The sequence below is a fragment of the Helicobacter bilis genome (assembly GCF_900198365.1).
Taxonomy (GTDB): Bacteria; Campylobacterota; Campylobacteria; order Campylobacterales; family Helicobacteraceae; genus Helicobacter_A; species Helicobacter_A bilis_B.
Window position 1 is genome coordinate 20490 of sequence record NZ_FZMS01000009.1, and the last position, 14830, is coordinate 35319.

Here is a 14830-nt window from a genome sequence, read left to right on the forward strand (position 1 = left end):
TACAATAAAGATCATTAAACAAGAATCTTTAGCTTAAAGACCACTATAAATGGATTTACAGAATCTCATCTCTTGCCATGTTAAAACTTGGCTACAATATCTATCTTGGATTTTTCACCAAAATACCAAAAATGACAAGATTTCGTCAGATTTCAAAACACTAGATCTAGAGATATGCTAGACTTAAAATAAAATCATGTCCAGCACACTTTGATTCAATATTTAATGTAGATATAAATAAGTCCTGCAAACAAAATCTCTCATTGACTGATGAATTTCTTTGCTTACTTTATAAAATGCAGCAATTATATAGCTGCTTTTTTTAATCCATGATAGGCTTTAAAAGGGTTTGAAGTGAATGAGAAATAGCCCCTTTGACGCATAAGCTCTCTACGCAAATTCTCATGTCTTTCAAACTTATCTCTACCATGTAGCCAGAAAAGATTGTTGATAAGTAGGAATTGTCCCACTGGCACAGGGAATGATAGCTTATTCTTGCTATTTTCTAGCGAGTCTCCCATATCCGCAAGCCAAGTGCCTTCCTCATAATCTTTTGGCTGTGCAAATTGATCAATAAAAAGCATAACAGGACGACCATCAGCATCGACTTCAAATACTGGATGATAAGCATCTTCTGTTACATTTTTGCTTGGTGGTGCAGACCATTTAATAACGCGTTTTGCTAAATGATGATTGAAATATTTATCTAAATCTTCCCAATCATCAAGGTGTAAAAGTTGAGAATCTCCACCTTTCATATTTTGCTCATCAATTTTATACATTAATACATAATCTGTGGTTTGATTCACATAAGTGCCATCATTGTGTAATTCAAGTGGCTTTTGTGGTTGGCGTAAATAGCTATCTGAATTATCCGTATTAACAACCGCCCATCTAGCATAATATTTGCCTGTCATATCATCAAAGTTTGATCGACCTATTAAATGCACGAACGCAGTAGCAATTTTTACCATATCATCGCCTTGTGCTACATCATTAATGCCCTCTGGATTCACAAGTAATGCTCCTTGATCTCTATTGCTTAGTGCGTTTTGCAATACTTTTTGCAATTTGTTATCACATAGTTTATTAAGAATCTCCGCCACTCTGAATCGCAAGAAAGATTTATACTCAAGCGCTTGCACTGGATATCGCTCCACTTCTTTCAAAAATTGTGCAATAACCTCTTTCGTAAAAACCATTTCCAAAAGTTTTGGTGAATATTTAGAGGGTGTTACCTTAAACTGCTTATTCTCAAAAATACTTGCCATGTCGTTCTCCTAAAATTGAAATACTTGCGATTGCAAGAGTGTTTGGGGGTTTAAATCCTTGAAAGTAAGAATTGCATTTTAAACATTAAATTTAGCTTAAATTGATAATAATATACACTTTTTTATTTTGTAAAAATTATAAATCGTTACATATTTACAAGTTTTAGTATAAAATTATCATTATTATCTAAATAATAAGAAGAAAAATAGGACATTGCGAGATTCTATAAAATTACACAGAAAAAAGCCTATTTTACGATAAAAAGTATATAAAATACACTTTTTATCGCTTTTGTATTATGGAAAAATAGTTACAATTATAAACTAATAGAATATACAAATGTTACTTTATGTAAAAATAGGATTGCAAAAAACATAAGCAATAGGTATCTATCAAAATAAAACACAATTGGTATAAATCTCTACTAAAACCTATCTCATTAAACGCATTTGAGCAATAGTTGCCATCTCATCGTGCTTAAAGATTCCAAAAAGACTAAGCAATGCAGTTTGCAAGGCATACATAGATTCTATGTCAGGGGATACTTGTGCGTTTGCTTTCACGCACACTCTTACTTCAAAGCCACAATACCCCTGTGCTTTAGTCGCTTCTGTTTGTTGTTTATCAATGCGTATCTGCTTATCTTGAAAGTTCATTACTGCTTGATTAAATCTTAGACGCATATTAGATTCTGTGCTATCTTGTATTGGTGGGGCTTTTTGTGTCTCTTTAGATTTTTTAAGAGAAAAGCGTTTGGGCTTAAAGCTTGGGAGAAAATTTGTATAATATTGCAGTGAATCTGTAAATATAGAATCTGTTGGCTGTATCTCAATATCTATGCTTTGCAGGGCTATTTGATAGCATAGCGTGAAAATCTCGCTTGTTCTTTTTGCAGCTTCCACGCCTGAAGCGATGGCTATGTGAATATGCTTTGTATGTGTAGAATCTGCCATAAAGTTTGCAAATCTTTGCGGCGATATGATAAGCAGTCCTGCGGCATTGCTTATTTGTTCCTTGCATGGCTTACTTGCGATATTTGCTAATCCCATAGATATTGCATTCATAGCTAATCTCTTTTTATGAAATCTTCATAGCATTCTTTTATACCTAATAGGGCTTTTCTCATTACTTCTTCTTCATGTGTTAGGGCGATACGCACATATCCCATGCCGCTTTTCTCTCGTCCAAGAAATGAGCCGGGCAATACCTTATGTCCGCTTCTTTTATATAGCTCCTGTGTGAAAAGCATATCGCTAGTAAAATCTTTTGGAATCTTATGTTTTGTATTTGCGACACATAGCCATAGATAAAATGTATAAGGATATACACGAGTATGCGGGAAAATCTCTTGTGCTATCTCTAGATTCTTAGCAAACTTTTTGCGTATGCTTTGTGCGTATTCATCTTCCTGCCATGCGATTATACTTGCTTTTTGCAAGGTTAAGGGCATACTGATACCAACATAGGTGCGAAACACCTTATAATCTTTTAAGATATTAGAATCTCCAGCTATAAAACCACTTCTTAAACCCGGCGCAGAAAGCCGCTTTGAGATAGAATTGATAACAAAGCTATTTTTAAAAGAAGTATTGCCAATAGCCTTGCATGCTTCAAGTAAGCTAGGTGGGGCATCATCTTTGTAAATCTCACTATAACATTCATCATTTACTAAAATAAAGTCATATTCAAGTGCGAATTTTGCCCACTCCATAAGCTCTTCTCTATTTAGAATCTGTCCTGTTGGATTATTTGGCGAGTTAAGGATAACCATGCTAACTTTTTTTAAATCAGATTCTAAAAGTTTGGGTTTAAAGTCGTTTTGCTCATTTAAAGGCATATAAATTGCATCGGCATGATTTGCAATCTGTGCGCCTTCATAGATTTGATAGAATGGATTTGGGAAAGCTAATGTTGGCTTATTTTGCTTTTTACATATAGTGCTTGTGAAAATAAAATGTGTGAAATTAAAAAGCACCTCTCTTGACCCAAATGTTGGGATTAACTCATCTTCTTTCAACGCGATATTAAATCGTTTATAAAAAAACTCTCTTTGGACTTCTGGTAGTTTAGAATCTAGTGTGGGATAATAGCGGATAAGACTTGCATTATCACACAAAGCCTGCACGACTTTTGTGGGTGATGGAAACGCTGGTTCACCTATGCTTAAATTTAAACCACTACTTGAATGTAGTTTGCAGGATTCAGTTTTATTAGCATTTGGATCACAAGTTTCTAATAATGCTCTTAGTTTCTCAAATGGATATGGATTGAAAGTCAAAATTACTCCTTAATTATGAATGCAAAGTATTGCTATAATTCTAGCAAAAAATCATGTAAATTATAAGGGATAATAAAAGTGTGTATAGCACAAAACCTAATGAAATTTTATCTACCTTGCAAATTACGAGGAATTTCATATCATGGGTTAGCAACAAGTTTTTTCTTCTTTGTATGTGTTTTGTGAGATTAAGTATCTTTCCATGCATATATATTCTAGTAAAACATAAAAATTTAATAAAACATAACACACTCTAGCTACTTTGCAGAAGTTTATTTCAATGTAGAAAAATGCGATTTAAAAACTTAGATTCTTAAGCATGATTTAAGTTTTTCTGCATTACTATTTACTGCGATTTTAGATTCTAAATTCTCTTTCTATCACGCTTTGGAGTTATCTCTATGAAAATTCTTATGATACTTGCTATGATGGGTTGGGGACTTGTGTGGCCCCTATCAAAGATTATGAGTGAGACGCTAAATCCCGAGCAAGCTTCATGCATCCGCTTTATTATCGTAAGCCTTAGCTTTTTACCGATTATGTATATCTATAAAATCCCCTTTAAGATTCCAAAAATAGCCCTTATACCCGTGCTACTTACAGGTATATTTAACACTGCTTATAGCTATCTTATGTATATGGGGCTATTGTATGGTGATGCGGGGAGTGCTGGGGTTATCACGGAGGTTTTGCCAATCATTATTGCGGCGTTTTTGTATAGCTTTATGAAGCAAACGACATTGCTTAAAAGGGAGAAGTGGGCGTTATTTTTTGGAATCTTAGCAGGTGTTTTTCTCATCAATCTCTTTGAAAACTGGCGTGCTATACTCATGCCTTTTAATGTCATTTTTCTACTTGCGGCATTAGCATGGGCTATGCTAATTATTAGCTCTCGTTATGCAACAGAATATGTATCTGCTATATCGCTAAGCTTTTATTCTAGTCTTTGCACAGCACTTTTTTTGCTACCTAGTTTTTTATACTATGGTCTTGCACCTTTGGGGGAAGTGGGTATGAACTTTTGGATTCTAGCCCTTATTACTGCGCTTTTTTGCACGACTTTTTCCACAACGATTTATTATCGTGGTTTATATGTGCTAGGTGTAACACAAGGCGGGATTTATGCCCTGCTTACGCCGCCTTCCGCACTTTTATTTGCATGGCTTATTTTAGATGAGTTACCACAAACGCATACAATTATCGGGGGAATCATATCTATTTTTACTATCTATCTTATGAATTATTACAATCCAAAGCATTTTAGAATCTTTAAAAGTTAGCATCTTTTAGCAAGAAAGCAAATGATATGATATGTAAGAGTGTTGCTATAAGATTCTGTGTATTGTGTCAGCCATGATTTTTTGATAAAGCGTGTTTGCAGGGCATTTACCCCGCCTTTTTTGATATGACGAAAAACTTCAAGTGGGGTTTCAAACGACAGAGAAATGCGCTCTTCATGCCATGCTAATAGCTCAAAATCACTCTCTAAATGCTTTTTCATAACGCAAGATTCTATATAAGGCAGTCCTATACCTGTAATCTCTTTTATCTCCCTAAAGTTATCAATACCAAATGTGCCAATAAGTAGAAAGCCTTGTGAAAGCAAAATATGTTTTAGATTCTGCAAGGTTTCAACAAAAGGTAACCATTGCAAACATGCGTTTGAAGCGATTAGATTAAACTTTTGCGAGTAAATCTCTGTGCGTGCAATATTACGCATATCAAAGCAAAGATTCTGTGTATTTTGCGGTAGCTTTATGTCTTTATATTCATTTATATCATTGCAAATATATTGCTTATAGTCTAGCTTTTGTGTCAGCATATAGGTAAGCTCACACTGCCCACAACCAAACTCAAATATATATGAAAAATCTTTTCTTTTTGTGTCTAAAAGCATATTGAGTAAGCATTCTCGCATATAGGCTTGAATGGGCGTGTTGTCTTTATAGCTTTGCTGGGCTTTTAAGAAACGCTCTAGTTGATAGCACATAGCCCCTCCCATGTATCAAAGGCAAAAAATGGATAATGCCATGAAGCCAACTCGCATATTGCACTTTTGCTATTTTCAAAGGCTTTGTGGCAGGTTTGTGGTAAAAAAAGCGTGTCATTTTTTGCAATATAGATTCTATCCCATGTAAGCGGTGTATGTGGTGTAGTCATGCAAAAATCATAAATACATTGCAATTCATTTTTTAAACGCGAGATAGAAGCGAAATGAAAATCTTTGGTCCTGTCTAGATTCTCCCCAAAAATAGCCCTTTTAAAGTCGTCTATATTAAGGTTTTTTATCGTATGGCGAAATATAGCAGGATTAATGCCTTTTAATTTATCTATGCCAGATTCTGTGCCACTAAGGGCAATTCTGCGAGATAGAGATATGTGAAATAAAGGCAGTCTAGCAGCTATGCTAACCCCCATAGAATAGGCTACAAGATAGATTGAATCATATTTCTCTAACTCTAAATTTATATCGAATGTAAAGTCAGTATAATCATGCAATAAAAGCACATTAGCTTTAGAATCTAAATGCGTGTAATGCGTGTAATGACTTGCAAAACCTGCAAAAAAGAGTATAAGAATCTTGCTATCTGTATTTTTATGTAGCCAGTATGTTTGCATGATATAGCCTTTATGCTTTTGCTTTTGTAGTTTTATCGCAATGCAAATGGGTATTATACTGGATTATTAGATAAAAATGATTACCCTACTCCACAATAAATATATTGCGTAGCAACATATTTTTATCAATAATGACCTGCATGGTATGGCTACTCTGTTTTTAAGGCATACATTTTCTCTTCTACTTGTATATAATAATCTGCAATTTCTTGATATGCCTTCCCCCATGCCTGCAATATCTCTTTAGTCGCATTTTCTTGCAACACATTTTCAATCGCTTTTATCAAACATGCTCCAACGATTGGGTAATGTTCCTTCTTTACATTTAATCTAACATGTGTTTTGCCAATGGATTCTATTTGCGAATGGATTGTATCTAGATTCTCAATATTCATTGCAGCATGTAGTATTGCCATGGCAAGTGCCTTTGGCTGCTTACCATTTTGCTGCTTTGTCATATCAAACATAGTTCTAACTTGTGGATATTCATCAAATAAGATTCTATAAAATTCCTTTGTGATTGTTTCACCATGTGTTTTTAAAACCGGTATTGTGCTTTTTACAATCCCTATTGTTTGTTTATCTAACATCAAAAATCCTTTATAATAAAATGCAATGCAATAATAAACAATAGTTTTAAAATAAAAATTGATATATGTTAATAATTGCTACTTTATTGCAATCAATCTTAATCTAGCAACTCACAAAAATCCCCCTCTACTCAAAAAAGCATTAATGTATTTGCATTGTGTATTGTTAAGGTATTGTTCGACTTAGTTTGCAATACCCTGTAGGGTTTAAAGAAAGTATATCTATGCAATATTCTGTACTGAATACTTAACTATGAAATTGTTGTATTCAAATGCATATTAAATATAATCGTGATCTCAAAAGCACATAAAAAGATCTATATTTTAAGTTATAGTGTAAAAAAGGGTTAGCAGAATTAGAGATAATCGCTATTACCCAATGCAATAAAATAAAACTCATCAGGATTGACAAGAAAAGATCTTGTGTTTTCGAGCACGGATTAAAGTTTTTCGCTTTGCAACAACTTGGCATAATGACTGCAAATATGCTTACAGAATCTTAAAATAGCAATTTTTGAGATTTGTCTTTTCTAGTCATCTTGTTTGCAGGCTATATGCTTTGCCTTTTCTACCGCTTTGACACATGCACGTGTAATAACGCCTTGCACGCTATTTTCATCACAATGAAGAAGTGCTTCTGCTGTTGTCCCACCCGGACTTGTAACGAGATCTTTTATCTCCTGTGGGCTTTTTTCTTTGAGTAATGCTGCCATGCCCTCAAAGGTTTTTTGCACGAGTTTTTGGCTTGTTTCTAGCTTTAAGCCTTGCTTGACACCTGCATTTATTAAACCTTGTGCTACAAGGGCTAAAAGGGCTGGGCTGCTGCCATTTGTTGCGATACTTGCAAATAGCTCTTCTTCATTTGCTACAAACTCACAATTACCAAAACTTGATACAAATTGCGTGATTTGGCTTTGAATGTGTGCGTTATTTTTCTCATGTGCTTCTTGCATGTTATGACTATCCATCATAAGATTTAGCACTTTGCCTACCTCTTTAATGCTTTGGTTTTTTGCGCCATTTTGCTGCCATAATACCGCACTTGAGCTTAGATTATAATGCGCTCCGACATTTGGCATAATAAGGGCGTAGTGGTATGACTGAATATAATTATGCAAGATATTTGCATTAATGCCCGCTAACACACTATACACGATATGAGCTCGCCCATGAAATATAAAGGAATCTAGATTATGCGGCTTACAAGCAAGTAACACCACCTTATTATCACACTCAATATTGCATGTAGCTTCATAGGTAATATCATGCAAAAACTCACTGCGACAAGCCTGCATACTCTCTTTAAGCCATGATTCTATTTTATGTGGTGCTCTACCTGTAATAACGATTTTTGTAATGCCTAGAATCTCTTTAGACTGCTGTATTAACCCACCTAAAATCGCCTTTGCCATATTGCCATAACCTACAACGACTAACTCCATTTTTATCCTTTATCTCGTAAAATACATAAAATCATAACATATTTTTGTGTGCTTATTTAAGATACATTATGTTTAAGCCCTTACTAGATTCTATGTGTAAGTCAAGCCTTCATGCAAAGATATAGAATCTCAATAAATAGCAGTGATAAAAAATGCCTTGACTTGTTTTTTTTTTTTTGTAGGATTGCGACACTGCGAAATATGTATAAATCGCACTTAGAATCTTTTATGGAAAGGGCATATATGAAGCTTATTAAAAAAATGCTAAGACCCAAAAAAGCTAGTCAAGCAGATAATTACAATACAAGTCTAGCAGATACAATCAGCAATGAATATCCATCATTTTGTGCAAGAGCAGCGACTAATGATTCTGTATTTGCAACATTTAGGACAAATCCAGTATATATGCAAATACTAGAACATGTTGATGACATTATGGGACAAAAATATCTTGATTATATCCTGAAAACAAGGCGTTTTGAGCCTAAAGACTTTGAGGGATTTAGACAAAACGATTGGTATGGTGGGGCAAGCATTCGCTATTATAAGGAAATAGGCTATATGTCTCCATCAACTCTGCGTTATATTAAAGTCTTAGGGGATTTAATAGAATCTTTTGGCGATTTAAGCAATAAGGATATTTGTGAGATTGGCATAGGCTATGGTGGACAAGCAAGGATTATTATGTCAATGTTTGATGTCAAAAGTTACACATTTGTGGATTTGGATTCTGTTCTGTCTCTTAGCAAAAAATACCTATCACATTTTAGCGGATTAGAAAACAAGCTACATTTTAAGCGTATGGAGGATTTAGAAAAAAGGGATTACGATCTCTTTATAAGCAATTATGCTTTTAGTGAGCTAAGAAGCAATATACAAGATATCTATATTGAAAAAATTATCAAAAATGCGAAACATGGATATATCACATTTAATAATATTGCACCAAAGGATTTTAACTATCCGCTAGAGCAATATGAAAGCCTATTTGGTAAGCAAATACATATAACAGATGAAACTCCAAATAGTCATCCATTAAATAAGATTCTAACTTGGTAAAAATCCCATAGCAAAAAAATTTTATGCTGTAAGTAGTCCCAAAAGACAAAGTGGGATTCTAAACCGCATGGATTCAATATGAAAAAACTCACATAAGGGCATTGTTACATTTGGCTTTATATCAAAATTAGATTTTGCCAACCTCTCTCATATTTCTCTTTATGATTTTTTTGTAAAAATTTTATATTATCAAAACTTATGCTTTTTAGAATCTTCTACAATGTCTTGGACTATGCTTTGCATGTTTTGTGCGATTGCATCAGTTTGATTTGCAATTGCTGCATTTTCCTGCGTAATAGATTCTAATTGATTTGTAATATCTCTAATATGTGCTATGCCTTGTGTTTGATCTTTAATAGATTGGGACATATCGCTTACTGATTGTATGAGTGCATTTGCATTTTGCTCTATCTCGCCTAAGGATTTATTTGTGCGTTCAGCCAAGTTTCTCACCTCATCGGCAACAACCGCAAAGCCTCTGCCATGCTCTCCAGCTCTCGCTGCTTCAATAGCAGCATTTAATGCAAGTAAATTTGTCTGATCTGCTATATCTTTAATGATATTAATTACAGATTTTATCTCATCAGCTTCGCGTGTTAGCTCTCCCATAGAATCTTCAATGTGCTGCATAGATGAGTTGATATTCTCAACAGATTTTGTATTCTCTTGCAAGGAAGTAACTTGAGATTGTGAAGTTGAAATAAGACTTTGCACCATGCTAAATAGCTGGTCTGCATTGCTACCAAGCTGTTTTGCAATCTCACTAGAATCTCCAAGCATTGTTCCTATGCTTGTCCCCAAGTGATTGATATTTGTTGCCATTTCTAAGATTTTTCCTTCCAAACCATCGACATTTGCACGCATTGTGTAATCATTGTTTGCATAGGTAGTTAGCGTATTGGATACCTTTGTGAGTTGCAAATCAAGAATGTTAAGCAAGTCATTGAATATGTCTTTTAGCTCATTAAATTGTGGCGAAGAAGTATTAGCTGTGATTTGATTTGCAAAGTTACCATGTTTAGCTTCATTTGCCACTTGCAATGCTTCATCGATAAATCTCTTGTCTTCTTCTAACTCTTTATGTATCAATAGTATATTTTCATTGATTTCTTGTGTCATTTTGCCTAATTCATCATTTGATTTGACTTTTATTAATGGTGCGTTATCGCTCTTATGATTAATATATGCAAAGAAGTTTTGTAACCCTTCAGAGATTGTGCTAATAGGTGTTAAGAATTTCTGAATCACAACATAAATGACTGCTATCATAATAAGCCCTATATAATCACTAATGCAAGGATTCTCATCTCTAAGCCCTTGCGTGAATTAGACACAACCTTATCCATATTTTCACCCGCACAAATGGAATAGCTTACATTGTTCTTATTGACATGATTACATACTCCAAGCCTTTCAACCCCGCTTGAAGAAATGTAGGTAAATGGCTTCATATTTCCTGCTTCAATGGACTTTGCGTAAAACCTTTTTGTTCCATCTGTTGGGTTTAATAAAGTCATCGTTTTATCTGTTGCCACAAAAATCGCTTGTTCTGAATCAAGCCCAAAGATTCTAGCAGGCATTTTATCAAACTGGACTTTGCAAGTTTGATAGCGGTGTGTCAATGGATAGCACGCCTAACACTTTGCCATTTTTCACTAGGGGGATAGAAAAAGTAAAAGTAGGTAGTTTGCTTACAAAGTCTTCATACACAGGCGTCATAATCGCTGAATTACTTTGCAGTGCACTCTTATACCAACCTCTTGTCCTAGAATCATAGCTTTCTACTTTGCCTGTGCCTTTTCCATAGGTTCTAAAAAGCACTTTTGCTGCATCAGATTCTATATCGCTTACAATCATGCTGCCATCTGCCACGCCTATGTATGCGGCTAGATGTGCTCCACCGAGTTTAAATCCAAATAGAAGTGGTCCTACATTTTTTACTAGTGCTTCTGTGGATTCTAGTTTTTCTTCAGGGAGTGAGAGAATGTGCTTTGCCATAAGCTCTAGTGAGTCTATTCTATCTTGACTAAACATATCAGTAGCAAGACTTGCCATTTGCACATAATCTATCTCTGATTCTATGGTTTTTTCCAAAAGATTATTTTTGCTTGAAATCATATTGATTGTTTGCTACACACCTAGTCCGATAAGCATTAACAACATGACGATAAGCGATACTTTTGACTTTATACTCTGCATACTGCTCCCTTGTAAAAATTCGTAGCATTGTAGCAGAAAAAATAAATAATAATGTTTCTTAAAAACACAATTTAATAACATTTTTCGTAATTTTTATTTGCTTATTACAATAATATTTCAAATACCATAATAAAGATATACAGCATTATAAAATATTGCGTCTGTAATAATGCTCTAACTTTGAGAATATAAAACTTAAAGGCAACAACACAATTAAATATGCAACAATGAGTAGAAAAAGGGCTTCATTTGTCTGTCCGTAGTTACTAATCACTTCTTTTGCGATAGACATTAAATCTTGCAAGGCAATCACCCCAACAATAGAAGTTTCTTTAATCAAAAATAGCACATTCGCACAAATTGAAGGTATGCTTAAAGGTATGCTTTGGGGGAAAATCACATAACGCAAAATCTGTATTTTACTAAATCCTAGAGACAAGGCAGATTCTATCTGTGAATGTCGCACAGATTCTAAACCTAAGCGAAAAGATTCTGCCATGTAGCTACCACCTAGAAATATCACACCAATAACCGCACACCAAAAGTTTGGAATCTCAATCCAATATGACAAGCCAAAATAGAGAAAAAATAAGTGTATGATAAGCGGGGTATTGCGTGATACCTCTATGTATATACGCGTTATCCACACAAATGGACGGATTTGATAGTAAAGCACAAGTGAAGCAATAAAACCAAGTAATATTGCCCCAAAGATTCCATAACATGAGATTTCTAGTGTGAGCAATAATGCTTTCCAAAATAATGGCAATATGCTAATAATAAAGTCTATATCTAAAAAATTATTAAGATTCATAATATGTAGATTCCAAAAGTGTAATTATTTGTTTCAAAGCAAAGTAGTGTATAGTAAAAGTGTTAAGTAACTTTTAATTGATTGAATCTTTAGTTTGCATTTCTATAACTAGAGATTAAAACCCCTAATTTACAACAAAATAAGCTAAAGATATAAAAATCATAGATATGTTTCAAAGCTTTTATAATACAAGTCATGTGCTTCTTGTAAAGATAGATTTATATCATGTATTTTTATAGAATCTTTATTTGTTATATCTTTTGTGTTTATGTGTTTATGTGTTACCTTGCCAATTACACACAATGAAAGCCCTTTTTGTTTAGCTGTGTTGAAGAGATTTTTTACAGATTCTAGATCTTTTACTTCACAGATAACTTGTGTATGGTTTTCACTAAATAGCATGAGTTTATTCTGTGATATTAAGCTCACATAATCTTTAGAATCTTGTAAAAGATTCTCATTATTTAGAAAGTCTTTAGCTAAAACTTCTTGTATCTTATCTGTTAAGACTTCAATGCTAGTTTTCCCTAAAATTGCCATTTTGCATAGAGTGATAGCAAGTCCGCCTTGTGCTATATCTTTTGCACTCAAAATATACTCATTTGCTATGCTTTGATTTAGAATCTCCCAAAGTTTGAGTTCAGATTCTAAGTTTATATCATTCAATGTTCCACTATTTTTTGCACCGATTATTTTTTGCAATACGCTACCACTAAGCTGCAATGAATTATCCATAACGCCTAGCATACAAATATAGGAATCTTTTCTTGTAAAATGACTACCAATAGCTTTCTTAGAATCCTCTAAAAGCCCAACACTCACAATGCTTGGTGTAGGATATATCGCCTCATCATTTGTTTGATTATAAAGTGAGACATTACCGCTTACAACAGGTGTTTTCAAGGTCTTACATGCCTCTTTTATGCCCTCACAAGATTCCCTAAACTGCCACATAACCCCTGGATTTTCAGGGCTACCAAAGTTTAGACAATCTGTAATTGCTAAAGGCTTTGCTCCACTGAGAGCCACATCTCGCCCAGCTTGTGCCACTGCGATTTTAGCCCCTATTTTTGGGTCTAGATAGCAATATCTTACATTACATTTCACACTTACTGAAAGAGCTTTTTTAGAGTTATAATTATGCAAGGCTACAACGCTAGAGCCAAGCATACCAGCCCCTTTAATCGTGCTAGCTTTAATGCTATCATCATATTGATTATAAATCCATGATTTATCACATATATCAAGGCTTTTTAGCATACTTTTAGTTAGCGTGTTTAAATTAGTGCTACTACATTGCATTGTGTTTATATTATTTGCATTTAATTGCTTTTGCAGGGATTTATTTGTAATCTCTAAATCTAGTATTTTACAAGATTCTAGATATTTTGGCTTTTGTATAGCACGATTTAGTATAGGGGCATTTTCTACAATGGGAGCAATGGGTAGTGCAGCACATAACTCTCCATGCCATAAAAGCTCCATTTTTCCTGTATTACGCACTTCGCCGACAATCTCTGCACTTAACTCATACTTTGCAAAAATATCTTTTATTTGCTTTTCTGCCCCCTTTTTCGCACACAAAAGCATTCTCTCTTGTGATTCTGATAGCATTAACTCATAAGGGGTCATGCCACTCTCTCGCATAGGAATCTTATCAAGCCACATTATCATACCGCTACCACTTCTACTTGCCATTTCAAAGCTTGAGCTTGTAAGCCCTGCTGCACCCATATCTTGAATGCCTACGATTAAATCTTTTTGAAAGACTTCAAGACATGCTTCTAAAAGCGATTTTTCTACAAATGGATCGCCAATTTGCACCGTTGGTCGCAATGCCTTACTAGCAGAATCAAAGCTATCACTACTCATCACAGCCCCACCTAAGCCATCTCTACCTGTCTTACTCCCAACATACATAATAGGATTGCCCTCGCCACTTGCTTTGCCATAGAAAATCTCATCTTGATTTGCAATGCCTAAGCTAAACGCATTGACAAGGATATTGCCGTTATAGCAAGATTCAAAGCTAGTCTCACCGCCAATAGTTGGTATCCCCATGCAGTTACCATAATGCCCGATACCCTCTACAACACCATGCAATAAATGGATATGCTTTTTTCTCATATTAGAATCTAAAATATCTCCAAAGCGAATACTATTGAGATTTATTATAGGATTTGCCCCCATTGTAAAAATATCACGCAAGATTCCACCAACTCCCGTTGCAGCCCCCGCATTTGGCTCAATAAAGCTTGGGTGATTATGTGATTCTATCTTAAAGATAGCGGCTAGATTATCGCCTATATCAATAACACCTGCATTCTCTCCGGGACCTTGCAATACCCAACTAGCCTCTGTTGGAAAGCCTTTGAGATAAATCTTACTTGACTTATAGCTGCAATGCTCACTCCACATTGCAGAAAAGATTCCAAGCTCAATGAGATTTGGCTCTCTCTCTAAAATTTCTACAATTTTTTCATAATCACTAGAATCTAGTTTATGCTTTTTTAGAATCGCATTTAATTGTTCCTTTTTAATACTCCATTCGCCCATA

General features: G+C 34.6%; 14 protein-coding genes. 2 read left to right on the top strand and 12 right to left on the bottom strand.

The annotated features are described in order from the left end of the window. Nucleotides 1-305 precede the first annotated feature (305 nt). The 3 genes from glaH to C6H08_RS01505 all read right to left on the bottom strand — a co-directional run bounded on the left by glaH (nucleotide 306) and on the right by C6H08_RS01505 (nucleotide 3550). On the bottom strand, nucleotides 306-1271 hold the full coding sequence (gene glaH, locus C6H08_RS01495) for a glutarate dioxygenase GlaH (protein ID WP_034578940.1): 966 nt from the start codon (nucleotides 1269-1271) through the stop codon (nucleotides 306-308). A gap of 432 nt (nucleotides 1272-1703) precedes the next feature. Further along, nucleotides 1704-2336: a cyclic pyranopterin monophosphate synthase MoaC gene (locus tag C6H08_RS01500; protein WP_034578942.1), complete on the bottom strand. Its 633-nt coding sequence runs from the start codon at nucleotides 2334-2336 to the stop codon at nucleotides 1704-1706. 2 nt (nucleotides 2337-2338) lie between these two features. Beyond that, complete coding sequence (locus tag C6H08_RS01505; protein ID WP_034578945.1) at nucleotides 2339-3550, bottom strand: succinyldiaminopimelate transaminase; 1212 nt, start codon at nucleotides 3548-3550, stop codon at nucleotides 2339-2341. Between the two features lie 401 nt (nucleotides 3551-3951). Here C6H08_RS01505 and C6H08_RS01510 point away from each other — a divergent pair, with 401 nt between their 5' ends. Continuing rightward, nucleotides 3952-4830: a DMT family transporter gene (locus C6H08_RS01510; protein WP_034563989.1), complete on the top strand. Its 879-nt coding sequence runs from the start codon at nucleotides 3952-3954 to the stop codon at nucleotides 4828-4830. Here C6H08_RS01510 and C6H08_RS01515 read toward each other — a convergent pair. From C6H08_RS01515 to C6H08_RS01530, 4 genes are all read right to left on the bottom strand, one after another. Continuing rightward, entirely contained in the window at nucleotides 4827-5540 is a 714-nt protein-coding gene (locus C6H08_RS01515) for a methyltransferase domain-containing protein (RefSeq protein WP_034563987.1), read from the bottom strand. The genes C6H08_RS01510 and C6H08_RS01515 overlap by 4 nt on opposite strands. Then, complete coding sequence (locus tag C6H08_RS01520; RefSeq protein ID WP_034563984.1) at nucleotides 5525-6169, bottom strand: pimeloyl-ACP methyl esterase BioG family protein; 645 nt, start codon at nucleotides 6167-6169, stop codon at nucleotides 5525-5527. Before C6H08_RS01520 ends, C6H08_RS01515 begins: the two co-directional genes overlap by 16 nt. A 149-nt stretch (nucleotides 6170-6318) precedes the next feature. Beyond that, nucleotides 6319-6759 (bottom strand): globin domain-containing protein, encoded by a 441-nt coding sequence (locus tag C6H08_RS01525; RefSeq protein WP_034563982.1) that lies wholly within the window; start codon nucleotides 6757-6759, stop codon nucleotides 6319-6321. 530 nt (nucleotides 6760-7289) lie between these two features. After that, entirely contained in the window at nucleotides 7290-8201 is a 912-nt protein-coding gene (locus tag C6H08_RS01530) for a pyrroline-5-carboxylate reductase dimerization domain-containing protein (protein WP_034578946.1), read from the bottom strand. A 243-nt stretch (nucleotides 8202-8444) separates the two neighbouring features. On the opposite strand from C6H08_RS01530, the gene C6H08_RS01535 reads away from it, so the two are divergent. Continuing rightward, on the top strand, nucleotides 8445-9260 hold the full coding sequence (locus C6H08_RS01535) for a putative sugar O-methyltransferase (RefSeq protein WP_233708427.1): 816 nt from the start codon (nucleotides 8445-8447) through the stop codon (nucleotides 9258-9260). A 189-nt stretch (nucleotides 9261-9449) separates the two neighbouring features. Here the strand turns inward: C6H08_RS01535 and C6H08_RS12395 are convergent, their stop codons facing one another. The 5 genes from C6H08_RS12395 to purL form a co-directional block, all read right to left on the bottom strand. Next, the gene (locus tag C6H08_RS12395) at nucleotides 9450-10529 is read right to left on the bottom strand and encodes a methyl-accepting chemotaxis protein (protein ID WP_052092846.1); all 1080 of its coding nucleotides are present in this window, start codon (nucleotides 10527-10529) and stop codon (nucleotides 9450-9452) included. A gap of 8 nt (nucleotides 10530-10537) precedes the next feature. After that, nucleotides 10538-10882, bottom strand: coding sequence for a hypothetical protein (locus tag C6H08_RS11710; RefSeq protein ID WP_233708428.1), 345 nt, complete (start codon nucleotides 10880-10882; stop codon nucleotides 10538-10540). Further along, nucleotides 10845-11378, bottom strand: coding sequence for a cache domain-containing protein (locus C6H08_RS11715; RefSeq protein WP_052092841.1), 534 nt, complete (start codon nucleotides 11376-11378; stop codon nucleotides 10845-10847). The genes C6H08_RS11710 and C6H08_RS11715 overlap by 38 nt, the downstream gene beginning before the upstream one ends. Nucleotides 11379-11604: 226 nt before the next feature. After that, nucleotides 11605-12273, bottom strand: coding sequence for an amino acid ABC transporter permease (locus C6H08_RS01545; RefSeq protein WP_034563975.1), 669 nt, complete (start codon nucleotides 12271-12273; stop codon nucleotides 11605-11607). Between the two features lie 159 nt (nucleotides 12274-12432). Then, nucleotides 12433-14829 carry a phosphoribosylformylglycinamidine synthase subunit PurL gene (gene purL, locus C6H08_RS01550; protein ID WP_034578948.1) on the bottom strand — a complete coding sequence of 799 codons (2397 nt, stop codon included), beginning with the start codon at nucleotides 14827-14829 and terminating at the stop codon, nucleotides 12433-12435. Nucleotide 14830: the final 1 nt, after the last annotated feature.